The 25142-nt window shown below is 71.0% G+C and carries 15 protein-coding genes; 6 read left to right on the forward strand and 9 right to left on the reverse strand.

The genetic code is table 11. The features are described from left to right. Positions 1–108 precede the first annotated feature (108 nt). The 5 genes from WME85_RS21755 to WME85_RS21775 form a co-directional block, all read right to left on the reverse strand. Positions 109–741 carry a hypothetical protein gene (locus WME85_RS21755; RefSeq protein WP_437840621.1) on the reverse strand — a complete coding sequence of 211 codons (633 nt, stop codon included), beginning with the start codon at positions 739–741 and terminating at the stop codon, positions 109–111. A 181-nt stretch (positions 742–922) separates the two neighbouring features. Beyond that, complete coding sequence (gene ligD, locus WME85_RS21760; protein WP_437840622.1) at positions 923–3010, reverse strand: DNA ligase D; 2088 nt, start codon at positions 3008–3010, stop codon at positions 923–925. Between the two features lie 902 nt (positions 3011–3912). Then, complete coding sequence (locus tag WME85_RS21765) at positions 3913–5115, reverse strand: IS110 family transposase (RefSeq protein WP_437840623.1); 1203 nt, start codon at positions 5113–5115, stop codon at positions 3913–3915. Between the two features lie 586 nt (positions 5116–5701). Next, positions 5702–6634 carry a hypothetical protein gene (locus WME85_RS21770; RefSeq protein ID WP_437840624.1) on the reverse strand — a complete coding sequence of 311 codons (933 nt, stop codon included), beginning with the start codon at positions 6632–6634 and terminating at the stop codon, positions 5702–5704. Positions 6635–6839: 205 nt separating this feature from the next. After that, on the reverse strand, positions 6840–8141 hold the full coding sequence (locus tag WME85_RS21775; RefSeq protein ID WP_437840625.1) for a hypothetical protein: 1302 nt from the start codon (positions 8139–8141) through the stop codon (positions 6840–6842). Positions 8142–8941: 800 nt separating this feature from the next. On the opposite strand from WME85_RS21775, the gene cysK reads away from it, so the two are divergent. Both cysK and WME85_RS21785 read left to right on the forward strand, forming a co-directional pair. Beyond that, entirely contained in the window at positions 8942–9934 is a 993-nt protein-coding gene (gene cysK, locus WME85_RS21780) for a cysteine synthase A (RefSeq protein WP_437311357.1), read from the forward strand. A 7-nt stretch (positions 9935–9941) separates the two neighbouring features. Next, positions 9942–10931, forward strand: coding sequence for a serine O-acetyltransferase (locus WME85_RS21785; RefSeq protein WP_437840626.1), 990 nt, complete (start codon positions 9942–9944; stop codon positions 10929–10931). Positions 10932–11087: 156 nt separating this feature from the next. Here the strand turns inward: WME85_RS21785 and WME85_RS21790 are convergent, their stop codons facing one another. Together WME85_RS21790 and mgtE are read right to left on the reverse strand one after the other, a co-directional pair. Next, entirely contained in the window at positions 11088–11378 is a 291-nt protein-coding gene (locus WME85_RS21790) for a SelT/SelW/SelH family protein (protein WP_437840627.1), read from the reverse strand. Positions 11379–11411: 33 nt separating this feature from the next. Beyond that, positions 11412–12845, reverse strand: a complete 1434-nt coding sequence (gene mgtE / locus WME85_RS21795) for a magnesium transporter (RefSeq protein WP_437840628.1) — start codon at positions 12843–12845, stop codon at positions 11412–11414. Between the two features lie 123 nt (positions 12846–12968). Between mgtE and WME85_RS21800 the strand changes: the two genes are divergently transcribed. Both WME85_RS21800 and WME85_RS21805 read left to right on the forward strand, forming a co-directional pair. Next, positions 12969–14954 carry an SEL1-like repeat protein gene (locus WME85_RS21800; RefSeq protein ID WP_437840629.1) on the forward strand — a complete coding sequence of 662 codons (1986 nt, stop codon included), beginning with the start codon at positions 12969–12971 and terminating at the stop codon, positions 14952–14954. A gap of 438 nt (positions 14955–15392) precedes the next feature. Beyond that, positions 15393–16763, forward strand: coding sequence for a hybrid sensor histidine kinase/response regulator (locus WME85_RS21805; protein WP_437840630.1), 1371 nt, complete (start codon positions 15393–15395; stop codon positions 16761–16763). Positions 16764–16893: 130 nt separating this feature from the next. Here WME85_RS21805 and WME85_RS21810 read toward each other — a convergent pair whose 3' ends face one another. Then, positions 16894–20304 carry a UvrD-helicase domain-containing protein gene (locus tag WME85_RS21810; protein ID WP_437840631.1) on the reverse strand — a complete coding sequence of 1137 codons (3411 nt, stop codon included), beginning with the start codon at positions 20302–20304 and terminating at the stop codon, positions 16894–16896. A gap of 516 nt (positions 20305–20820) precedes the next feature. Further along, entirely contained in the window at positions 20821–22035 is a 1215-nt protein-coding gene (locus tag WME85_RS21815) for a hypothetical protein (RefSeq protein ID WP_437840632.1), read from the reverse strand. A gap of 459 nt (positions 22036–22494) precedes the next feature. On the opposite strand from WME85_RS21815, the gene WME85_RS21820 reads away from it, so the two are divergent. Together WME85_RS21820 and WME85_RS21825 are read left to right on the forward strand one after the other, a co-directional pair. Then, a complete protein-coding gene (locus WME85_RS21820) occupies positions 22495–23898 on the forward strand; it encodes a DEAD/DEAH box helicase (RefSeq protein ID WP_437840633.1) in 1404 nt (467 codons plus the stop codon). Between the two features lie 202 nt (positions 23899–24100). Then, positions 24101–25126, forward strand: a complete 1026-nt coding sequence (locus tag WME85_RS21825) for a M23 family metallopeptidase (RefSeq protein WP_437840634.1) — start codon at positions 24101–24103, stop codon at positions 25124–25126. Positions 25127–25142 lie beyond the last annotated feature (16 nt).

Consider the following 25142-nt stretch of genomic DNA (forward strand, 5'->3'; position numbering starts at 1 on the left):
CGCGGCGACCGGCTCACGCCCTGAGCCTTCGTTGCCGTCGCGCGGTGGGCGGAGCGCGCTCGCCGGGAACCCTGGCGAGCGCGGCGGCCTCGTCATCGCCGGGCGCTCTCAGGCCGCGCCGTGCTCGCCGAAGGTGCGCGCGGCGCGCCGCACGGGATCGAGGTCGCCGCGGCGAGCCCGGTCGAGCGGCCGCTCGCCGTCGAGGCGGTGGTTGCCGGAAAGGAAGAACCGGATCTTCGCCAGCGGCGGATGCTCCTCGAGGAGCGCCAGGATCTCTTCCAGCCCGGGCAGCACGCCGTCGTCCGCGAACTGCCATGCAGGGTAGAGGGGGCCGCGACGGCCGACGTCCACGGCGAGGAGCCTCCCGGCCGCGCGCCGCGTCTCGATGGCCTGGGTCGAGAGGTGGAGCACCTCGCCGACCTCCTCCGCGGTGAGCGTCCCTCCCTCGGCCGCGAGGAGCGCGTCGCGCGCCTGGAGGCCGCGGAGGCGGGCCGGCGTGAGCGGATCCGCCGCGGAGAAGAGGCCGACGGCGCTCGGCTGCGTGAGCGCCGTCACCAGGGCGTCCGCATTGCTGGGCGAGGCGACGACCTCGCCAAGCTCGCTCTGATCGAGCCGCTCGGCGACCTGCGTGAGCGCGTCGATGCCTCGCGCCAGGAACGCGACCCGCAGCGGTTCACCGTCGAACTGGTGGAGTCGCTCCGCGATTTCCGCCAGCGCGCTGGAGCTCCGGTCCTTGGCCATGGCTGACCCGTTGGACGATGCAGCGCGGGTGCGGCGCCGTCAACCAAGCGCTCGCCGCCATGTTGCGTCATTCGATCATGCTGAACGGAACGTCAGTGAGTGCATTCCCTGTGTCGCTGGACGCTCTCTTTTTCGATCTGCTCACCGGCTCCTGGATCGCCGGGGCTCGGGTCGAGGGGAATCAGAGCCCGACCTGCTTCATCATCGCGCTCGTGATGGACTGGCGCACGCTGGTGAGCTCCGTCCATGGATCGGGGATCGTCGCGATCCGCTGCGGCACGGTGTCGATCGTGAACGAGGTCGGATCGAGCGGCGCGTCGAGCTCGTCCCACGAGAGCGGGGTCGCGACGGCGGCGCCGGGGCGAGCCCGTGTCGAGTAGGGGGCCACGGCGGTCGCCCCGCGTCCGTTCCGCAGGTAATCGACGAAGACCTTGCCGGTGCGCTTGGCCTTGGACAGCGTCGCGATGTACCGCGACGGATCGAAGCGCACGAGCGCGTCGGCCACGGCCTTCGTGAACGGCTTCACCTCGTCCCAGCCTCTGCGCGCCTCGATCGGGACGACGACGTGGAGCCCTTTGCCGCCGGTCGTCTTGACGAAGCTCCGCAGCCCCAGCGTCTCCAGGAGGCGCCGCACCGTCCTCGCGGCGTCCGCCACGCGCTCCCACGGCAGCTCCGGCGCGGGGTCGAGGTCGAAGACCATCATGTCTGGCTGCTCGATCCGGTCCGCGCGGCTCCCCCAGATGTGCATCTCGAGCGCCCCCATCTGCACGAGGGACACGAGCCCTTGCGACGTCTCGACGTAGAGGTAGGTGCGCTTTCCGTCGTCCTCCTCGACGGTGGTCCGCCGGATCGCCTCGGAGAGCCCCTCGGCCTCGTGTCGCTGGAAGAAGCACGGTTTGCCCTGGCCCTCGGGGCAGCGCACCAGGGTGAGCAGCCGGTTTGCGACATAGGGCAGCATGTGATCGGCGATCTGAGCGTAGTAGTTGGCGAGCGCGAGCTTCGTGATCCCCTGGGCCGGATAGAGCACCTTGTCGGGGTTCGTCAGCCGCGCCCCGGCGACCTCGACCCTCTCCGCCCCGCCGCTCCGGCCGCCGCGCGACGCCTTTCCCGGCGCTGCGCTCGTCGTCTTGCTGATCGCCTTGTTCGACACGCCCGCTGACGTGACTGGCGCCGCGCTTGCCGCCTTGCCCGGCGCCGCGCTTGCCGCCTTCCTCGACACGCCGGCTGACTTGCCCGGCATCTTGCGCGACGGGCCGCCCGACGTTTTCGGCGGAAGCTCGGGCGGCGGCTGCTCGCGCTCGACGGTGACCGACTCCGGGGTGCGGTCCTCGCGGAGCCCCTCGAACGAGGGATGCCGCAGCCGGCCGTCGCGCGTCCACGCCGAGAAGTGGACCTCTGCGATGAGCCTGGGCTCCACCCAGTGCACGCCGCGCATGCGCGGCGCCCCTTCGAAGGCAGGCTTCGCGCGCTCGAGGGCCTCGAGCTGGCGGCGCAGGGTGGTCAGTGTCTTGCTCGTGAAGCCCGTGCCGACCTTTCCTGCATAGACGAGCTTGCCTGACGTGTTCACGCCGACGAGGATCGCCCCGAGGCCCTGGCGGGCTCCCGTCGGCTCGGTGAAACCGACGATCACGAACTCCTGGCGTCGACCGCACTTCACCTTGAGCCAGCTGTTCCCGCGCCCGCTGTGGTAGGGAGCCTCCGGCCGCTTCGCGATGACGCCCTCGATGCCAAGCTTGCAGGCGTGCTGGAAGACGGCGGCGCCGTCCTCCTCGAGGTGCTCCGTGTAGCGCAGAGTCCCTTCCTCCGGGACTTCCGCGAGGAGCGCCTGGAGCGCCCGCTTGCGGCTGACCTGCGCGCACCCGCGGAGATCGCGTCCGTCCAGGTACAGCAGGTCGAAAGCGAAGTACATCAGGCGTCCTTCGCGCCCGTCGTTCCCGTCGCTCAGCGCGTTCTGGAGCGCCTGAAAATCCGTCACGCCATCTCGCCCGACCACGACCATCTCGCCGTCCAGCACTGCCTCTCGTGCTGGCAGGCGGGCGAGGTCGTCGCGCACGCCCGGGAACCGCTCGGTCCAGTCCTGACCCCGGCGGGTCAGGAGCGTCACGCGGCCGCCGCGGAGCTTCGCGAGCATGCGGTAGCCGTCGAATTTCACCTCGTACAGCCATCCCTCGCCCTGGGGCGGCCCGGTGACCAGCGTCGCGAGCTGGGGCTCCACCTCGTCCGGGAACGGCCCCTTCCGGGCGCCCTCGAGCGCATCCGCGTAGGTCAAGGTCTGGCGCGGCGCTGCGGCGCCGTCCGTCTGTCCCTTCGCGGCAGTCGAGCGCGGGCTGTCCGCGTCCGCCGCGCCTGCGCCGCGCCTCCGGCGGGATGGAAGGGTCGCGGGCCGCTCGTCCTGGGTGCGCCGCGCCGCGATTCGCGCCTGTCTTTGTCCGACCATCGTCGCACCACCACCTTTTTATGGTGGAAAAGCAAGTTCGATACCGGAATGGCATCTCTGCCTTGCCGGCGCTCCGCTCTCTCTCGCTTCACGGTGCATCCTGCTCAGTCCGGCATGAGCGCCCCAGCGTGATGCGTTCTGCCACGCTCGCGTCGTTGCAGGCGGGCTCCGGCAGGCGGCTTGCCGCTGTCGCGGCCGACTCCCTGGCTTCCGGCGCACAGGCTCTCGGGCTGCGGCGTGGTTCTCAGACTCCTCATGGAGTGTGGAATGAACCCCTGCGCAGGACTGCACGGACGGTGTCGACTCGGGTCAGGACGGACTAGAACACCGACGATGAGGCAGCCCTGAGGTCAAGGGCTTGAGCGCTCTCTTTCCGCAGCTGGCCGGCTTCGGCTCGGCAGCGGTAGCGCTCGGTGTGGTCGGTGCAGGTCGTTTCGGCATGGACGTCTCCCTTCGCCCTGGCGGGCGTCGTTACGGTTGGGCTGGAGCGCGGCGTCGCGTCCGCAGGAGCGAGCTGTGGCTCAATCGACGATCCGCATTCTCAGGCCGGCAGTCGCCTTGGTGGCCTGGATGCACGCTGGGGTCCGAAACGGGATCGTGGAGGCGCAATCTATCAAACGGCGTGTTCGACCCAGAGGCGGAGCGCCCTCGGTGTTCCCGCGCTCATCCACGTAGCCCTCTTTCACGCTCCTGGCGTGGCGCGCTCGTGGCGCATGTCCCCCGTGTGGGGGAAGTCAGTTCATCGAGGCCCTCCTTGAGGTCGAGGTCGGCCTCGATGGGGCCGCTGCCGCGGCGGCGTCGAGCCCCTTGTCGATGGACCGCTGCCGGCGGCGCGCTTTGACCGTGGCTCGCTTCATGGCCTGTGCCTGCTGCTCGAGCGACTGCGCCTGCAGGCGCAGGCCCTTGGCCGAGGCAGCCGCTGCGCTCTGCGCGTCGTAGAGCGTGCCGTCACGCCACATGGCCCACAGCACCCCCGACAGCCGCCGCGCCAGCGCCACGACCGCGATGTGTCGACCTCGGCGTTCGGCAATGGCATCTGCCCATCGACGCAGCGGGTCGTCGCCGCTCTTGTTCTTGTGTCGCAGGATCGTGTGCGCGGCCTGCGTCAGCAGCGTGCGCAGGTACGCGTTGCCTTGCTTGGTGATCGAGCCCAGCCGCCGCTTGTCGCGCCCGCCGGTGGTGTCCTCCAAGGGAACCAGACCCAGGTAGGAGGCGAGCTGGTGGGGGTGGCGAAAGCGCTTGGCTTCATCCACGACCGAGACGAACGCGACGGCGACGACCAGCCCCACACCGGGCGCCGTGGTCAGCCGCGCGATCACCGGCTCGTGGGCGCACAGCTGCTCGAGCGCGGCATCGACCAGCGCGATCTGGGGGTTGAGCACCTCCAGCGCGGTCACCAAGGGCCCGACCAGCCGACGGGTCTCGGCTGGCAAAGCGGCCTCGCTCAGCCGCGCGATAAAATCCTCGGTCATGCACGTCGCGAGCTTGTGTCCGCAGGCGCGCAGGATGCCGCGCACGGTGGTGACATACTGGGCCCGCGTCTCGACCAGCGCGCGTCGCACGGCCAGCTGGTGGCGTATGGCTCGCCGGTGGGGCGACAGCACGTGAGCGAGCGGAATGCCCCCGCGCTCGACGGCGCGCGCCAGCGCCTCGGCATCGAGGCGATCATTCTTGCGGCCGTGCTGGCCAACGCCGAGCTGACGTGCTCGCGTGGTGTCGACGACCAAGACGTCGTGGCCCCAGTCGCGGAGCTTGTCGTGAACCACCCAGGCCTCGCGGCACGCCTCGATCGCCACCCGGGCCGGCGAGGACGACGGACCGAGGACATCGTGGAGCGAATCGAGCGAGCGGACCGTGCGTCGTAGCACCACGGCTCCGCCCGCCACCTCGCAGAACGAAATCTCGTTGACCCCCAGATCCAGCGCTACACTTCGCATGGCTGACCTCTCCTGGGCCCCCGTCGACTGCGTCTTCGAACGCGTGGGGGTGCCCGCAGGCAACCCTGCAGGCGAGAGGTCGGCCACGTTGCTTGCTGCTCCGAGCGGCTCTTTCCTGCGCGCTCCAGCTCGTTCTGCTGCCGATTGGCCGACCTCCACGGTGCTGCGGGCTGTCTTCGCAGGCCCCGCCGCGCGAATGCGTCGAGCAGAAGCTCGAGTCGGTGCGGTCGGCATCGTGGGTCCAGGCGCCCCTTGGGCTGCCTCATCCCATCTATCACGTTGAAACCCGAAGAATTTTCACAGGGAGGCGGGGAGGCGGGGAGGAAGAAAAAAATGAAGTTCTTTCTCCTGCCGTCTCTCGCTCCCCGCCTCCCCGCCTCCCTGTGAAATTCCTGCTTTTTCTCGTGGTTTCAACCCGTTTGTCGCTCTAGAGGATCTTTGCAAGAACGTTCAGCGCGTCAGCGCGGAGGGGCGCGCCTCATCGTCGCTGCGAGAAGCGGTCCGATCGTGGTGCGCGATGACGGGACGTTCGTGGGGGGCGTCGTCGCGCCAGGGCGGCACGGCGCGCACGGGGTGCCGGGAGCGGCTACTGCAGCGCCTCCGAGGCGCTCGCGGCGGTGATCGCCTGGTCGTGCCACCTTTCCAGCGTCTTCAGCTCGACGCAGGCCTCGATGCGAGCGTCGTCCCCCGGGCTCAGCTCGAGCTGCCGCCGCGCGAGCACGCGTCGGAGGGCAGCGCGGGCCTCTTTCAGTCGGCCTTCGTCGATACCCTTCTGGATGCCCTTCTCGATGCCCTTCTCGATGAGCCGCTCCTGAACCTGCGGGCTCGCTTCGAGCAGCACCTCGAGGATGCGCTGCCGCCGGGCCTCGACCTCGGGGTCCTCGGCCTTGCCGAACCTCCACAGGAGCTCCTCACGCGTCGTCGCTGACATCGCCAGGTACTCTAGCATGGACAGCACCCACTCGATCGGTCGACGTCCAGCGACCCACCGGCCGAACTCGTCGAGGGCTCGACCGGAGCGGGCGACCAGGAACGCCACCAGCTCGTCCCGCAGCGGGAGCTCGTTCGCCGCGACCCACACGAAGCAATGCCCCAGCGGCTCGACCCGGTAACAGCCGGGCGCGAAGCGCGCGGGCGCGTAGGCCTGTCCCAGCCACTCCGGCACATGCGGCGCGATCAACCAGAGCGGCTCGTGGCCCGGCCAGGACGGAGTCTGCTCCCCCTCCACGCGCTGCAGTTGCCTCGCCTGTCGCCGCAAGAGGGCCCTCTCTACCGCTTTCCGGTCCACGTGATCGCCGGCGAGCTTCAGCTCGACCATCACCTCCTCGTGGCCTCGCGCGCAAGGCCACGGCGGCGTCAGCTGCGCCAGGAGATCCGGGCCGTGGATCAGGAGCAAGCCGTCGCTCTGCACCTTCTCGAGCCGGATCTCCGGTGGATCCTGCCATGTGATTGCGCCTCCGGTGAGGCGCTCCGTCTCTTCGACGAACGTTCGCTTTGCGAACAGGTCCGGCTTGCCCATCGCGCCGCCGGTAGCAGAGGACGATCGCAGGAGCCAGCGCCAACGAGAGGGCAGGGAAGACCGCTCGCCGCCGCCGGCAGCAGCGGTCGCGATTCACGCGCTCAGCAACAGCGTCGCGACGAGATCTCGAACGAAGACGACACCGTCTCCGTAATACACCGTCCGCTCGACGGCTCGCGCGCCCGCGAGTCGCCCCCGTCGGAGATCACCGAGCGGGGTTCTCGCTCCAGTAGCGGACCAGATCAGGTAAAGCCGTCTCGGCCATGCGCGTCAGATGCCTCACGTGGTCTGGCTTCTGCGTGCCCGGATAGCCGCGGACGTGAAATGCGCCCTTGTGCGCCTCGGAGAGCGGCAAGAAGCGAGGACGCGCCTCGCTCGCCCCTCCTGTCAGCTCATAGACCGCCTGCGCGTCGGCGCCCTCGCCCGAAGCGCGCTGCGCGCCCGTGAGCCTGAGGAGTGCGTCCGTGCTCTCGTGGGTGCCGGCATAGTCGCCGTTCGGGATGATCTCCGAATGCGTGATCGACATGAGCTTCTTGCCGGAAGCCGCCAGCTCGGCGAAGCGCCCGAACGGCTTGAGACGCTCCATGTCCAGGCTGTGGTCGAGCGGCATGTAGCCGGTGTGGATGCCGTCGAGCAGGAGCACCGCGTCCACCTTGTCAGAGAACCCGGGCTGGTTCAGGAGCCCGCGAACCGCGGCGTACCCCGCGCTGAACGCCGAGAGGGCGACCCGCCTGAGCCGGGCGTCGCGCAACCCCCGCGCCTCGAGCGCCGTCTGCGCCTTGGCGAGGAGCACCGGCAGATAGGAGCGGATCGAGAACCGGGTCTCGTACGCGGCCGAGCTGATGCCCATGTTGATGATCATCACGACCGCGTTGAGCCCCGCGCGATCGAACCCCGCCTGGACAACGTCGTTGACCCCGTGGAAATGGACCACCAGATCGTAAGCCCCGTCGGGCGAGGAGAACGACGCCGGGATGGTGATGATCCCGTCCGGGATGGGGATCACGGCCGCGCGATCGAGCGTCGCGTCGGCGCGGTCCTCTGGCGCGATGGCCGGCGCGGCCGCTTCCACCTTCGCCTTGACCGGCGCAGCCGGCTCTGCCTTCACCTCGACCGGCTCGGCCACTCCCCTGGTGCGCAGGACGGCCGCCGCGGCCGCGGCGGGCTGGAGCACCGAGCTCGCGCGGAGATCGAACCCCGCCGCCCCGAGCTGCGCCGAGACGAGCGCGCCCAGCACCGCGGCGAAGCTCAGGCCAGCGCCCGCGCTCAGCGCGATCAGACGAGATGTGGAGCGCCGCGTCGGAGCTGCCATGACCGGCGCAGGCGCCTCGACGCGCATCGCGAGGCCCGCGAGCGACGCGGGCGGCGCGGGGGCACGACGGAAAATTAAAGTAGGCTCATCATCCTCGTGGGGCAGTTGGACCTCCGCGCGGTTGGGCTCAGCGGGGAACATGCTCAGCCATGATGCGAGGCGTATGCCACGCAGGGCAAGCGCCAAATTCAGCAAGATAAGCTCACATCCACGCACGTCAAGAAGGGGGACATGGTCTGACGTAGTCCCATGGACATGGTTCGCGGATTCCTCAGGAAATCACCTTACTTGCTCGGGCGCCCACGAGGCTTTGCGGTGCCCGTGACGTCGCCGCGACCCGCTGTGGGTACATGTGTTCCGTCAGACGTGAGCGCGTCGACAATGACGCACCTTGGCAAGCTTTTATCCCGCCAGCAGGCGCGTTCTGGCCGCGTCGCGTCATCGCGTCCGAGAACCGAAATGCCTGGGCAGAGGCGGACGCGCGCGGTGGCGCTGGAGCGATGCCTGCTCCTCGGTCCGGTCCTTTCATACGACGGCAGGGATGATTCCTGTTCTTCGCGCGTAAGCGACTTCGCGTCTTCCAATACAAGATCACGGCAAAGATCGGCTCATGGGCAGACTGACCACCACGCGTCCCGGCACCTGACTCCCGGCGCGGGCCGTTGCAGGTCCAACGGGTCGCCGCGGCACCACGGGGTGGCGGCCGGCGATGAAAGGAAGAGGAAGAGGAGAAGAGGGGCATGGCCGCCGTCACGCGCGAGGCCGCCCGGCCCTCGCATGGCGCGCCGCCGGCCTACCGCCCGCTCTCGCCTGCTCGCCGCGCGAGCGCCTGCCGGGCGAGCAGGCGCTCGCGCGGCCGGCGCGCTCGACGGCGCGTCGGGACGCGGCGCCGCGCTCTGGAAATGCAGCGCGACCGCGGGGCAGCGCACGTGGGCCTTGACAGCGCGGGGCGCCTCTGGATCTCCTCATTCCTCCCTCTCACCGGCACGACCCCCATGACCAACTACCCCCACGTCTACGACGACAACACCCAGAGCATCGGCCGCACGCCGCTCGTTCGCATCCGCCGCGTGACCGACGGCGCGGCCGCCACCGTGCTGGCGAAGATCGAGGGGCGGAACCCGGCGTACTCGGTCAAGTGCCGCATCGGCGCGGCCATGGTCTGGGACGCCGAGAAGCGCGGGCTGCTCGGCCCCGGCAAGGCGATCGTCGAGGCGACCAGCGGCAACACCGGCATCGCGCTCGCCTTCGCCGCCGCCTCGCGCGGCATCGAGTGCGTGCTCAGCATGCCCGAGACGATGAGCATGGAGCGCCGCAAGGTGCTCGTGGCCCTCGGGGCCAAGCTGCTCCTGACGCCTGGCCCCCAGGGGATGAACGGCGCCATCGCCAGGGCCGAGGCGCTGGCCGCCTCCGACCCGGGTCGCTACGTCCTGATGCGGCAGTTCGAGAACCCCGCGAACCCCGCGATCCACGAGACAACGACCGGCCCCGAGATCTGGGAGGACACCGGCGGCAACGTCGACGTCTTCGTCGCGGGCGTCGGCACCGGCGGCACGCTCACCGGCGTCAGCCGCTACTTCGAGCGCGTCCGGGGCCGCGCCCTCCACTCCGTCGCCGTCGAGCCGGTCAACTCGCCGGTCATCGCGCAGACGCTCGCCGGCCAGCCGCTCACCCCGTCGCCGCACAAGATCCAGGGCGTCGGCGCCGGCTTCGTCCCCAAGAACCTCGACCTCTCCTTCGTGGACCAGGTCGAGGCCGTCTCCAACGAGGAGTCGATCACGATGTCGCGGCGCCTGGCCCGCGAGGAGGGCATCCTCTGCGGCGTCTCGTGCGGCGCGGCGATGGCCGCGGCGGCCAGGCTCGCGCGCGATCCGAAGTGGGCCGGCAAGACCATCGCGGTCGTCCTGCCGGACGCCGGCGAGCGCTACCTGTCGGGGCCCCTCTTCGAAGGCATGTTTGCCGAGGTCGAGAGCATGAAGGCCTCGTGAGGTCGATGTGAGCGACAAATGTGGTGACGCCCCTGTCCCAGCGGGCGATCTGCACGGCATCGTCGAGGCGCTGATCGCGGGCTACCGGGAGGACCCCCGCGGTCACCACATCAACAAGCGCTTCACCCCGTCGCCCCAGGAGATCACGGAGATCATCGATCTCCTCCTCCAGATCTTCTACCCGGGCTACCACGGGCGACAGGACCTCTCGGACCAGGACCTGCTCTACCACGTGGGCACGCTGGTCTCGACGCTGCAAGCCAAGCTGGAGCGGCAGATCGAGCGCTGCCTGTGCTTCCAGGACGAGACCGTGGACGCGGGCCGCCTCGACGTCCCGAAGTGCCGGCAACGCGGGCGCGACGTGGCGCGGGTGTTCGTGAGCAGGCTGCCGGACGTCCGGCGCCGCCTCCTGCTCGACGTGCAGGCGGCCTACGACGGCGACCCCGCGGCCGCCTCGATGGACGAGGTCATCCTGGCCTATCCAGGGCTGCTCGCCGTGACGGTGCACCGGGTGGCGCACGAGCTGTACCTGCTCGGCGTGCCGCTCATGCCCCGGATCATGAGCGAGTGGGCGCACACGAAGACGGGCGCCGACATCCACCCGGGCGCCAACATCGGCGACAGCTTCTTCATCGATCACGCCACCGGCGTCGTCGTGGGCGAGACCACCGACATCGGCGCGCACGTCAAGCTCTACCAGGGCGTGACGCTCGGCGCCGTCTCGTTGCCCCAGCACTCGCGCGGCGCGCGGGGGATCAAGCGCCACCCGACGGTCCAGGACGAGGTCACCATCTACGCGAACGCGACGGTGCTCGGCGGCAAGACGGTGCTGGGGCAGGGGAGCGTGGTGGGCGGCTCGGTGTTCCTGACGAAGAGCGTCGCCGACGGCCAGCGCGTGGCGATCGAGGCGCCGCGGCTCCGCGTCGCCTCGCCCTCGCAGGGCCCGCCCGCAGACGGCGCCGAGCTGGACCCCGCCATCCTCGACTTCGACATCTAGAGAGGTGGGCGCCCGCTTCGGATACGGGCCCATCTCGACGTTTTCGGTGCTCGGCGGATTGGAGTCCGCCTGCGCGCCGAAAACGCCGATCTGGGCCCGTCTCCTGTGCGGGCGACCACCTCTCTGGCGAGCGTGGAGCAGGGGGGAGAGATGGGATCAGCGGTCGGAGTGGCCGAGGGAGCGGGCGGGGGCGATGCGGTCGCGGAGCGATTGCTTCAGCTCCTTGGGCTCGGGGAAGCGCTCGGCGGCGGCGCGCGAGAAGAGGAGGGAACCGTCGAGGAGGACGTCGAAGATGCCGCTCTCGCCAGGGGACAGGAGCACGTCGATCTCGTCCGGAAAGGTGATGAGCAGCTCCTGGGCGAGCCAGGCGGCGCGGGTGAGCCAGCGGCACTTGGGACAGTAACGGATGACCACGAGCGGACGCGGCGGCGCGGGGGCGGTGTCCATCGACCCAGCGTAGCGCGGGCCGGCGGGGCGCGCTCAGACGAGGAACGCCCGGGCGAGCCCCAGGAAGATGAAGAAACCCATGCTGTCGGTGCTGAACGTGAGCAGGACGCTCGCACCCTGAGCCGGATCGCGGCCGAGGCGGTGGAGCACGAGCGGCACCGCGCAGCCGACCATCGCCGCGACGACCAGGTTGAGCAGGATCGCCGCGGCCATCACGAGGCCGAGCGGGACGCTGCCGTAGAGCACCGCGGCGACGAGGCCGACGACCGTGCCCCACACCGCGCCGTTCATCAGGCTCACGAAGAGCTCCTTCCGCAGGAGATGGCGCGTGTTCGCCCGGGTGATGCGGTCGAGCGCGAGGCCGCGGATCATCAGCGCCACGGTCTGATTGCCCGTGTTGCCGCCGACGCTGGCCACGATCGGCATGAGCGCAGCCAGCGCCACGAGATCCTGAATCGTGCTCTCGAAGAGGCCGATCACCCGCGACGCCATGAACGCCGTGAGCAGGTTGACGAAGAGCCAGAGCCAGCGGTTCTTCGCGCTGGTCCACGCGGGCGCGAAATAATCCTCCTCGCCCGAGAGGCCCGCGCGCCGCAGCGCCTCGCTCTGGGCCTGCCGCTGGAGGAAGTCCATCACCACGTCCACGGTCAGCCGGCCGACCAGCTTGCCGCGCTCGTCCACCACCGGCGCGGCGATGAGGTCGTAACGCTCGAACGCCTTGGCCGCGTCGCTCGCGTGATCCTGCGGCGTGAAGCTCACGACGTCCGTCGACATGACGGCGCTCACGGACGCGCCCGGCGGCCGGAGCAAGAGGTCCTTGAGCGACAGCGCGCCGCGCAGCACGTGGCGCGCGTCGACGACGAACAGCGTCTCGGTGCGCGGCGGCAGCTCGGCCCGCCGGCGCACCTCCTCCAGCGCGCCGCCCATGTCCCATGTGTCGCGCACCCAGACGAGCTCCGGGCTCATCAGGCGGCCCACCGACTCCTCCGGATACGCCACCGTCGACCGGAAGAGCGACTGCTCCCGGGCGTCCAGCGAGTGGTAGACCTCCGCCACGATATCCGGGTCGATCGACTCGCGGACATAGGCCAGCTCGTCAGGGTCGAGCTGGCCGAGCACCTCGACCAGCCGGCGGCGCTCCGTCGCCTCGACCAGCGAGTCGCCGACCGAGCGCGACGCCTCGAGAAGCACCTGTGCGGCGCGGTAGGGCTCGAGCTCAGCCCAGACCACAAGGCGGTCTGCCTGGGGCAACACCTCGATGATGTGGGCGAGGTCCGCCGGGTGCAGATCCCTGAGCTTCCTCTGCAGCAGGGCGAGATTTTGACGGTGTACCAGCGACTCGACGAGCTCTTTGTTCTTGCTTTCTTGCTTGTGGGTCAGGGTCTCGATGACGCGCTGCTTTTCGAGCAGGGTAGTTACCAGGCTCAGGCTCTCTTGTAGTCTCTCCTGGGACCTGGACGTGCTCATGACGGCTCCGGGCGGGGGGGCGCGCGAGCATAGCCCGGCGCGGCCGGCCTGGCCGGTCGACACTGCGCTCGGCCGCGCTCGCCATATTGACCGGACCCCACGGCTCATGGTTCTGTCGGCGCAATGAAACGCGCCTTCGACATGTGCGTGGTTGGTCTCTCGCTCGCAGCGACGGCCTGCGGGCCGGGCCTGGATCCAGAGGTGGTGGTGCATCCTCCCCGGCCTACCGCCTCGCCGGCCACCAGCGCCAGCGCGAGCAGCGGCGGGTGCGCGGCCATCGGGCACACCGAGCCGCTCATCGTCGACTGGCTCACGACCCGCCGCTCCGACCTCGAGCTCGCGATGAAAGAGGGCGTCGCGGTCGTCTCGTACGACTGCACGACGCTGAAGCTCCTCGCGCAGTGCAAGCTCGCAGGATCCTACTCCTTCGCCGGCGTGACCCGGAGAGAGAGCGTAATTCAACTCACAAATCCTGCGGAGATGCAGGCGAACGCTCCGTTCGGCGCCGTGGCGCTGAGCACCGCGATCGAGGGCGCCGGCGCGAACGCGAACGCGATCGACGTGGCGCTCGTGCCCACGGGGAAGATGGCGACGACCGTCACCTCCGTCTCCGCGCAGGATCTCTCGGGCAACTGCGACGGCGCGACGCACTTCGTGCGGTCCGCGCTGCTCGGGGCGTTCGCGATGACGCCGGGCGGCCGCGGCGCGGCGCGGTCGGTCGATCAGGTGTTCGCGGCGGTCGGGGCGGCCGCGGCGTCGTCGAGCCAGGGCGGCACCACGAGCAAGGAAGGGGAGCTCGAGGCGTGCCGGGCCGCGAGGGTCGACGCGCAGGCGCCCACGGAGCGCTGCCACGCGCCGCTGCGCCTGGAGCTCGTCCCGCTGCTTTCGAAGAAGGCGGCCTCCCCCGAGCCGGCGGCGAAGCAGGCCGAGGAGGAGTTGCCGGCGCTCTCGAGCCCGTGCCCGGCCGGGACGGTGCTGAGCGGGGCGAAGTGCTCGCCGCCGTCGTTCGCGCCGACGCACCTGTGCGATCCCGCGGACTCCAGGGCGTGCGCGGCGCAGTGCGGGAAGGGCGATGTCGGGAGCTGCTATCACCTCGGGATCCACTACCTGAGCGGCAAGGACCTGCCGCGCGACGACGCGCGGGCGGCGGAGCTGTTCGAGAAGGCGTGCAGCGCCGGCGTGGCGCAGGCCTGCTACGCCCGGGGGAAGCAGCAGCTGCGCGACATCGTGAGCGCCAAGGTGCCGCCGGACGCGGCCGGTCGGACGAAGGTGCGGGAGTACGCCGACAAGGCGTGCGAGCTGGGCGACGGCTGGGCGTGCTGGAGCGCGGCCGAGTGGTACCTCCGGGAGGGCCCGCAGGCGGTCCTCCCCAAGGACGCGACGCGCGCTGTCGCGCTCCTGCGGCGCGGCTGCGACCTCGGCCACGGGCCGAGCTGCAGCTCGCTGGGCAACATGCTGGTCGAGGGGAAGCTCGCCGCGAAGGACGTGGCCGTGGCCGTGGGCGTGCTCCAGCGCGCGTGCGAAGGGGGCCAGGCGGACGACTGCGTCGAGCTCGGCGACATCCTGCGCAAGGGGCAGGGCGCCCCGAAGGACGGCGTGAAGGCGATCGCCGCGTACCGGCGCGGCTGCACCCTGGGCGACATGCGCGCCTGCAACGCCGCTGGCTCGGTGTACGGGGAGGGGGACGGCGTCCCGAAGGACGTCGCCAAGGCCTATGCGTTCTTCGAGAAGGGGTGTCCGGAGAAGGGGTTCGGCGCCGAGGCGTGCATGAGCCTCGCGGCGATGTACGAGAAGGGGACCGGCATCCCGAAGGACATGGCGCGCGCCGCGGCGCTCTACGAAAAGGTGTGCGGCACCGGCGGCTGCCTGCGCGCCGCGGAGATCTGGCAGCGGGGCGACGGGGTGCCGGCCGACCCGGCGAGGGCGTTCTCGCTCTACGAGAAGGCCTGCACGCAGTGGCGTGAAAAGAAGGCGTGCGACGCGTTCGGTCCGCTCCTGGAGAGCAAGGACAAGGAGCGCGCGCGCGCCTTCTACGCGGAGCAGTGCTCGCGGACGCAGGACAAGGCGGCGTGCGCGAGCCAGAAGCGCCTCGGCGGCGCGACGAAGTAGGCGAGCGCGGCGGCCCCTCTGCGCTGAGCCCTGTGTTCCCGCCCGCCGGCGGGCCGAGACGCGCGCCGGCGAGGTGGCGTGTCCAACAACGCCTCGAGGCGTTCCCCTTCGTCCCAGTCACATCCTGCCGGTGAGACGCTGGCGGACAGCGGGCGCCAGCGCCTCAGCTGGCGAGTCGGAGCGCCGCGCGTATGTCATCGACAGGACAGGAGAATGCTCGAGATTGACCTGCTCCGGTCCGTTCGTCACGTCCGTCGAGCGATGCCGGGCACGGATCGGCGTTGAACGTTGATCATCCACCTTTGACCATCGTTGGAGCTCATAGAGGGTTGTCACGCAGGATGGGTTAACGTACCGTACGAGCCGTCAAGACACGCCTGGCTCCTTCTGCCGGCGTCCTGGGATCGTGCTCGGGAGATCCCGGTGTGGAGGGCGACGATGCAGACGTTCAGGGATCCTTCGTCGGGCGGCAGCGCGATCTCCACCCCGCCTCTCGTCCCCTTCGAGGTCAGCGAGCTGCAGCAGCGGGCGCGGGCGCTGGAGGAAGAGCTCGAGTACCGCAAGGAGCTCGAGGGCGCGCTGCGGCAGGCGCTGGCGGATCGCGAGCGCGCCGAGGCCGAGCGCGAGCGGCTCCTCTCGCTGGAGCGCGCGGCCCGCGCGGACGCAGAGACGGCGAGTCGCTCGAAGGACGAGTTCCTCGCGGTCCTCTCCCACGAGCTGCGGACGCCGCTCAACGCGATCCTCGGGTGGACGCACATCGTCAGCGATCCTCGCGAGGACGCGGCGACCGTCCAGCATGCGCTGGAGGTCATCCGGCGGAACGCCTCGGTGCAGCTGAGGGTGATCGAGGATCTCCTCGATGTGTCCCGGTGCGTGACCGGCAAGATGCGGATAAGCGCGGACGACATCGATCTCGGCGAGGTCGTCGCGTCCGCGATCGACAGCGTCCGCCCTGCGGCGGAGGCGAGGCGGGTCGAGATCGCGCTGCACGTCGACGACCCCGCGCGCGACGCGACCGGGGACGCCGCGCGCCTGCAGCAGGTCGTGTGGAACCTCCTGGCGAACGCCGTGAAGTTCACGCCCGCGGAGGGCAGGATCGACGTGCGCCTCGAGCGCGCCGGCGCGCGAGCGCAGATCGTCGTCCGGGATACGGGCGTGGGGATCGCGCGCGGGTTCTTGCCCCACGTCTTCGAGCGGTTCCGGCAGGAGGACACGGACACCCCGCGCAAGGACGGCGGGCTGGGGCTGGGGCTCGCGGTGGTGCGGTACCTCGTGGAGGCGCACGGCGGCACGGTCGCCGCAGAGAGCGCAGGCGAGGGGCGCGGCGCGACGTTCACGGTGACGCTGCCGCTCCGTGAGTCCGGGACGGACTCCGCGAGGCTCGCGGCTCCGGAGCAGCAGACCACGCTGCGCCACGTGCGCGTGCTCCTCGTCGACGACGACGACGACACGCGGGAGCTGTTCACCCGCATGCTCACCCGGGCGGAGGCGACGGTCGAGAGCGCGGCGTCCGTCGAGGAGGCGCTCGAGCTGCTCTCCTCGCGAGAGCTCCACGTGCTGATCAGCGATATAGGGATGCCGGGGCGGGACGGCTACGTGCTGATCGACGCCATCCGCCGTCACGCCGATCCGAAGGTGCACGGCATCCGTGCGATCGCCGTGACGTCGTATGTAGGGGACCACTACCGCGCACGCGCCATCGACGGAGGATACGACGAGTACGCCGCGAAGCCCCTGGATCCAGGCCGCTTCGCGGCGACGATCGCGCAGCTGGTCGGTGACCGGGGCGCGGGAGAGCGAGATGAATAAGACCGCCGAGACGCCAAGGACGCCAAGAGAGAAGAGAAGGACAAGAGAGCTTTCTCTTCTTTATCTTCTCTCTCCTGGCGTCCTTGGCGTCTCGGCGATTCATCTTCTTCCCGCCCGAGCACCGCGCTAGCTAGAACAGCTTCATCTGTCGGTCGGCGCCGGCTCGCTTCTTGTGCGCCTCCGGCGACGGACCGATCCGCAGGAGCAGCCGCTCCTCGACCTCGCGCACGAACGGCGAGACCTCGGTCTCCACCACCTTGCCGTGCCGCGCGCGCTGCAAGGCGCGGGTGAGGAACAGCCGCTCTCGCGCCCGCGTCATGCCGACGTAGAAGAGCCGGCGCTCCTCGGCGATGTCGGTCTCGCCCCTGCCGGAGAACCGCAGCGGGAGCAGGCCGTCCTCGCACCCGACCAGGAAGACCACCCGGAACTCGAGCCCCTTGGCCGCGTGCAAGGTGAGGAGCGAGATGCGGTCGGCCCGCGGATCCCACGCGTCGACCTCGGAGCTCACCGCCACCTCGATCAGGAACCGATCGAGGTCCCCTCCGCAGCGCTCCGCGAGCGGGAGCAAGAGCTCCAGCGCCGCGTCCACCTCGGCCTCGCCGAGGCGCGCCGTGTCGCCCTCCGGAGCCGCGCCCTCCACGGACGCGGCGAGGTCCGGCCCGGGCTGGGCAGGCGGCTGCGCCACCTCCTCCCGCAGCCGGGCCGCTGCCGCCTTGAGGCGGGTCGCGAGCGGCCCCGGCGCGGTGCCGGCTAGCGCCCGCGCGAGCGCCTCCGAGGCCGCCCGCTCGGCCACGCGGCGCTCGGACCGCCGCTGGAACGGCATGCCGGAGCGCGCGAACGCCTCCCGCAGCGCCTCGGACTGCGCCTCGGTCCGGTAGAGCACCGCGAAGTCCGAGAAGGCGTACTCCCCACCGCCGTGCGGCGCCGACACACGCCCGCTATCCATCGAGAAGAACGTGGAGCCCCCGAGCATCCGCTCGACCGTGTGCACCACGTGCTCCGCCTCGGCGCGCTCCGTGGGGGCATCGTGGACCGCCACGAGCTCCACGCTCCCGGCGTTCCGCCCGTCCGGCAGGAGCTCCCGCGCGCCGAGCGTCGGCGAGGGCGCGATCACCTGGAGCGCTGCCTCGACGATGGGGCGTGACGAGCGGTAATTCCGCTTCAGGCGGATCACGCGTGCTGCTGGAAAATCCTGCTGGAAGCGGAAGAAGAAGCCCACGTCGGCGCCGCGGAACCCGTAGATCGCCTGATCCGGGTCCCCGATGGCGCAGACGTTCCCGCCGGGGGGAACCAGCGCGCGCACGAGGCGGTACTGGCGCTCGTCGATGTCCTGGTACTCGTCGATGGACAGGTACCGGGCCTGCGCGCGCGCGGCGGCGAGCGCGTCGCTCCGCTCCTCCAGCAGGAGGATCGCGTGGCCGATGAGGTCGTCGAGGTCGAGGAGCCCGCGCGCGGCGAGCTCGTCCTCGTACACCTTCCACGCGCGATCGACGTGGCGGTCGAGCTCGCCGCCGGCGGGCGAGGCGCCCTCCCGCAGCGCGTGCGCGTCGGCGTGGCGCGGGTAGGTCCGCTTCAGCGCGGCGATGTCGGCGAGCAGCCTGGCCGCCCGCCGCTCCGGGACGCCGAGCGCCGCGGCGAGCAGCGCCGTCCGCTCCTGGTCGCCGGCGATCTTCGGCGTGATGCGCGCGACGCCGCCGGCCGCGTGCTGGCGGAGCAGCGACAGGCCGAGCGCGTGGAAGGTCATGGCGGGCACCCGACCCGCAGCCTCGCCGAGCAGCGCGGCGAGGCGCTCCCGCAGCTCGTCGGCGGCGCGGCGGGTGAAGGTGATCGCGAGGCACTGCTCGGGCGGCACGCCGAGGTCGACGACGAGGTGCGCGATCCGATGGGTGAGCGTGCGGGTCTTGCCGGTGCCCGGCCCGGCAAGGAGGAGCAACGCGCCCTCGGCGACCTCCGCCGCGGCGCGCTGCTCCGGGTCGAGCGCCGCGAGCAGCCCCTTGCCGCCCGCCGGCGGATCGTCGGGCGGCGGCGCCGGGGGCGAGTCACCCGGTAGCGCCGCGCCGGAAGACGGCTGCGCTCCGGAGGACGACGGCGCCCCGCCGGAGGACGCCAGGCGCGGCCCTGCATCGGCGCGCGCCCGGCCGCGGCGCGCCGGAGGGGGGTCTCCCGCGGCAGATGAGCGCGCCGAGCGCGCCCCCTCCGGCGGGCGCTCGCCCGTGGACGGACGCGATGCCGCGGGCGGCTCCGGGGTCGCGGGCTCCTCCTGGAAGAGGAGCCCGCCCCCGCGGCGCTGCTTCAGCTCGTCCGGCTGGAAGACGCGGATCGCGCCGTACTCGCCGTCGTAGCCCGCGTCGCGGATCACGCGCCCGTCCCGCATCCGCGCGATCGCCTCCGAGAGGAGGGGGGTCCCGGCGCGCTCGATGTCCTCGAGCGGGGCGTCGCCGAGGAGGAACAGCTCGGGGCCGACCCGCGACAGCACCGCGTCGTAGCTCCGCTGCACCGCCTTGCTGGAGGCGCCGAGGCCGTGGAGCTCGGCCAGCACCTCGGGCAGGGGCACCAGGTTGCGGAACTCGCTAGCGCCCTCGGGCCGCGCCCCCTCCTCGCGATCGGCGAGCTCCTCGACCCGGTGCAGCACGCCCACGGTCACCGGGTGCCCGCACACGGGGCACGCCTCGGAGAGCGCCCGCGTCTCCGCCGACGAGAGCACGACATTGCACTTCCGGTGGCCGTCGAGGTGGTATTTGCCCTCTTCCGGGAAGAACTCCACCGTGCCGCAGAAGCCCTCGCCGGTCTCCAGGGCGCGCCGGATCGCGAAATAGTCGACCGGGGTGTCGAAGGCCGTGGCCTCGCGGCCGAGCTTCGCGGGCGAGTGCGCGTCCGAGCTGGAGACGAGCCGGTACCGGTCGAGCCCGGAGATGCGCCAGTTCATGGCGGGGTCCGACGAGAGCCCCGTCTCGAGCGCGAAGATGTGCGGCGCGAGATCGCCGTAGCACTCCTCGACAGCGTCGAAGCCGGCCTTCGAGCCCAGCACCGAGAACCACGGAGTCCAGATGTGCGCCGGCACGAGGTAGGAGCCCTCGCCCGACTCCAGGACGATCTCGAGCAGGTGGCGCGAGTCGAGCCCAAGGATGGGCCGCCCGTCGGCGGTCAGGTTGCCGACCTTGCCGAGCGCGCGGACGATCCGATCCGCCGAGTCGAAGTCGGGCGCGTAGAGGAGGTGATGGATCTTCCGCGTCCGATCTCCCTTCTTGTAGATCGTCGAGATCTCCACCGAGAGCATGAAGCGGGTCGCCGCGCGGCAGGCGCCCGGGAGCCGCTCCGAGACCGCGCGCTCGCGGTCCTCTCGCAGGCGAAAGAGCCCGGGCTCGGCGGGCACGAGGCCGTCGCGGAGCTCGGCCATCCACACCGGATGGGTGAAGTCACCGGTGCCGAGCACCGCGATGCCCTTGCGCTGAGCCCAGTAGCTCAGGTGCGCAAGGTCGCAATCGCCGCTCGTCGCCCGGGAGTATTTCGAGTGCACGTGGAGGTCGGCATAGAAACGCATGGTGGACCGTCGTCAGGAGTCGTTACCTATCGGACTTCCTCACGCTGTCAATCACGGATCACGTCGTTTTTGCCGAAGAATGGCCGGAAAATTCAATCAGATAAACGGAATGAGCTACGCGTCGCGAAGGATGCTTTTGCCTGGGAAATAGTCGCGTATTTCTCAATGCGCTTTGATGCACCCCTTGAAAAGGTCTTTGTTTGGCAAATGATGACGCTTGATCGTAATGGGCTTCGATGGGCTTGCCTGGAGGGGGCACAGGCATGTTGCTCCCGGTGTGCGGCTCACGTCGGCTGCTCCCCTGCAGTCGTCCTGGGGTCGTGAGGACGCGATGAAGGCAATGGCCGCCCGGCGCGCGGCTCCAGCGGCCCGCGGCGCGGCGGCGCGGCGGCGCGCATCGACGGGGATGGACGCGGCCGCGAGGCCCTCGACGGCGCTGCGATGGGGGGGTCTGCCCCCTCGTCCGTCAGCGCGGCGCCCGGTCCGGAAGGGGCCGCGGCGCGCGCCGCGAGGGGGTTACGGCGTCGCGGCGGACGGGACCGGGGCCTTGCGGGTCAGGTAGAAGAAATCGCGCAGGGAGCGCTTGCGGATGTACTCGTCTTCCGAGAACTCGAAGCCGCTCGCCAGCGCGACCGGCATGAGCGCGCCGCCCTCGCCAGGCTCGTAGAGCAGGAACTTCGGGTACGACCAGTTCACGTCGAGCTGCGCCACGGCCGCGGCGCCGGCGTGGCGCAGCCCGAGCGCGATCGCGGCCGCCGTCGTGTGGTTGCTGATGCCGACGAAGAGGACCTTGCCCTCGCGGTCGAGCCCCACCGCCGAGCGGCGGATCACCGTGTTGCCGTCCAGCGTCGCGCCCCAGTTGCGCACCTCGGGCGCGCGGAGCAGCGGGTGGAGCTCGCCCTCGTCGACCATGCAGCTCGGCGTCTGCCGCCACCACCGCATGCTGCCCTCGTCGGCGGCCAGCCTGCTCCACGGCCCGATCTGCACCCGCCCGTCGCGGTGGAGCGCGACGGTGCAGCCCTGCTCCCGGGCGCGCACCAGGGTCACGTCGTCGACCCGCATCCCCCACTGGCCGTGCTCGGTCATGAAGCCGCCGTTGAAGGCCGCGAGCAGCTGCGCCTGGTGCGCCTCCGGGACCTTCGCGCGCCGCTCGTAGGTCTTGCCCTCCTCGGTGGTCGCCGCCGGCTCCCGCGAGCCGGCCATCAGGTGGACGTCGACCGCCGAGAGATCCACCGCCACGACGAACAGCTCCGCCCACGAACGGTGCGGATCCGGGTGGATCAGCGTCTTGTAGAGGCGCGGCGGGTGCCGATCGTCGACCGCGAGCGCGCGGTCGACGATCGGCACCCAGCGCCCGTCGCCGGGAGCGGGCCAGGCCGCGTGCGAGGGGCCGACGTCCTTCGGCCGGAACACCGCCGTCACGACCGCCGGGGCCGCCGCGGCGTCCGCCCCGGCGGCGGGCGCGGGGGGCTCCGGCGCCGGCTCGGGCACCTCCCAGTACGTCTTCGGCGGCTCGCTCCCGCGCCACAGCCGGTGGACGCGATCCTCCACCGCGTAGGCGGTCTCCTCGAGCGCGGTCACGTTCTCGGCCCCGATCACGGAGCGCAGGCCGTTCGCGACGAGCGGGCCCATCCACGGGATCCGGTGCACCGCCGTCCACAGCCCCGCGCCGGCGAGCACCGGGACGGCGACGGCGCCGAGGATCCAGCGCCGCCGCCGCGAGCGGGGCACCGGCGGGCCAGCGTGCTTCGGAGCGGAGTGCCCGGCCTGGGCCGGCGGTTTCGAGGCTTCGGCGGTTTCGGCCATGGCGTGCTGCGGAGGAGCTGCAAACGAATGGACAGATCGGGAAAGCTGAGCGACGCGGCGCCAGGCGACGCGCGCGAGCCCCCGGCGCGCGGGTGTAGCACGAGGCGCGGAGCGCACGGAACCCGCTCGCGCGGCTAGGCTAGGCTAGGCCAGACGCGCGGTCGCGGCTCGACTTCCTCACCACCTCGTACTAGAGTCGCGGCCTCGGACTGACCTGGCACGGGTCGCGGTGCTCGGTCGCTGTCAAGTGGGCCTCGCAGCCTCCACGCAAGAAGGAGGCGCAGGGCGGCAGCTCTCCGTGATCGAGCCCTCTGCGTTTGAGGGCGCGGTGCCCGCGGCGCTTCTTTCCCTGCTCAGGAGGGGCTCCTGGCGAGCCCAGTGTCCATGCAATTTGCCGATCTCAAGCTCATCGAACCGCTGCTCCGCGCCATCGAAGCCGAGGGGTACAGCGCCCCGACGCCCATCCAGGAGCAGGCCATCCCCCCGATCCTCGAGGGCAATGACGTCCTCGGGTGCGCGCAGACGGGGACCGGCAAGACCGCCGCGTTCGCGCTGCCGATCCTGCAGCGGCTCGCGCAGGGGGGCGCGCCGGGCCAGCGCGGGCTCCGCGTCCTCGTGCTCACGCCGACGCGCGAGCTCGCGGCGCAGGTCGGCGAGAGCTTCATCACCTACGGAAAGAACCTCGGGCTGCGGACCGCGGTCGTCTTCGGCGGGGTCGGGCAGCGCCCCCAGATGGAGGCGCTGCGCCGCGGGGTCGACGTGCTCGTGGCGACGCCGGGCCGGCTGCTCGACCTCTGCTCGCAGGGCATCGCCCCGTTCGGGCGGCTCGAGACGCTCGTGCTCGACGAGGCCGATCGGATGCTCGACATGGGGTTCATCCACGACATCCGGCGCGTGCTCGCCATGCTGCCCGAGCGCCGCCAGACGCTGCTGTTCTCGGCCACGATGCCGCCGGACATCCAGAAGCTCGCGAACAGCATCCTGCACCGCCCGGTGAAGGTCGAGGTCGCGCGGGTCGCCACCACGGCCGAGAACATCGACCAGCGGGTGGTCTTCGTCGAGCGGTCCGACAAGCGCGCGATGCTGGAGCACGTGCTCAAGGATCCCGCCCTCCGCCGCGCGATCGTGTTCACCCGGACCAAGCACGGCGCCAACCGCGTGGTCCAGCAGCTCAGCCGGGCGCGCATCGAGGCCGTCGCCATCCACGGGAACAAGTCCCAGGGCGCCCGCGAGCGGGCCCTGGCGAGCTTCAAGCAGGGGACGACGAGCGTGCTGGTCGCGACCGACATCGCGGCGCGCGGCATCGACATCGACGACATCTCGCACGTGATCAACTACGACCTGCCGAACATCCCGGAGAGCTACGTGCACCGCATCGGCCGCACGGCGCGCGCCGGGGCGTCGGGGGTCGCGCTCTCGTTCTGCGACAGCGAGGAGCGGACGTACCTCGCCGACATCGAGCGCCTCATCCAGAAGCGCCTCCCCATCCTCGCCAGCCCCGGGTTCGCCGGCGTGCAGGCCGACCCCAGGCCCGCGTCGCAGCCGCAGGGGCAAGCGCAGGGCCGGCCGCAAGGGCAAGGCCGGCCGCAAGGGCAGGGCCGGCCGCAGGGGCAGGGCCGACCGCAGGGGCAGGGCCGGCCGCAAGGGCGGCCGCCGTTGCAGGGGCAGGGCCGGCCCCAGGCGCAGGGGCAAGGTCGGGCCCCCCAGGGGCAAGGTCGGCCCCAGGGGCAGGCGATGCCCCAGGGGCGACCGCAGCCGCGGCACGACACCCCGCGCGTCGAGAACTGAACCCGGCACCCCCGCCAGCCCGCCGCGCCGCGCTCACCTCGAGCTGGCGTGGCGAGCCTGTCGCTCGCACGGCGGATCACGCTCGCTGACGAGGGCGAGATGTCGAGCGGCAGCACGCCGGTCATTGCACCGGCGCACGCCAGCATCTCACACACCCACATTATTTTCGTCGGTGTACGCGAATTCTGGCACGATCGCGGCCATGCGCGTCTCCGCCATCCTTGTAAGCCTGCTCGCTGTAGCTGCGTGTGATCGCGGTGCCCCCTCGGGCTCCCCCGACGCGAGCGTCCAGGCCTCCGCCGATCCGGCGCCGGACGCCTCGCCGGCGCCGCCCGCGTCGGCCAGCGCGCCAGCCTCGGCGAGCGCGGCACCGACGGCCGATCCCGGCGGAGCCGCCGACGCCGGCGCGGCGGCCGACGCCAGCGCGAGCGCGGCCTCCGCCGACGCCGGGGCACCCCCGGCCGACGACAGCCGGCTCTCCGTGGAAGGGCGCGCCGTCCAGGGAGGGCTCCTCCGCGCCAAGCTGAACGGCAAGCTGCGCCGCATGGCGTTCCCGGGCCACCGGGTGACCGTCAGCGACGAGGGGGAGTTCCTAATCGCCTTCTCGCGCAACGCGCCGGCGCAGGAGAAGCTGACCATCACGTTCGACGACGGGCAGGTCCTCGAGAAGCTCTTCGACGTGGAGCAGCGCACGTTCGAGGTCGACAAGGTCGACCACCTGCCGGAGAACATGGTCAAGCTCGACATGGCGACGCGCGTGAAGCTCACGCAGGCCGAGAAGAAGCTCGACGCGATCCGGAGCAAGTACACGAAGAAGAACTGCTACAAGGACGGCTTCATCTGGCCCTCGAAGGGCCCGATCTCCTCACGGTATGGCCAGCCGCGCGTCCTGAACGGCACCGACGGCGGGATCCACTGGGGCGTGGACATCGCCGTGCCCGTCGGGACGGCGGTGCGCGCGCCCGCCTGCGGCAAGGTGGTGCTCGTCGAGAAGGACCTCCCGCTGAGCGGTCACACGATGATCATCGATCACGGTCATGGACTGACCTCCACGTTCATCCATCTCCACGGGTTCGCCGCGAAGGTGAACGACGAGGTCAAGCAGGGTCAGGTCATCGCGACCGTCGGGATGACCGGCCGCACGAACGGAGCGCACCTCGACTGGCGCATGAACCTCTTCGACACGCGCGTCGATCCCGAGCTCCTGGTGTCCGCCCCCGCGAAGTGACCCTGGAGGTCTCCCC

Source organism: Sorangium sp. So ce1153 (genome assembly GCF_051521595.1).
Classification (GTDB): Bacteria; Myxococcota_A; Polyangia; order Polyangiales; family Polyangiaceae; genus Sorangium.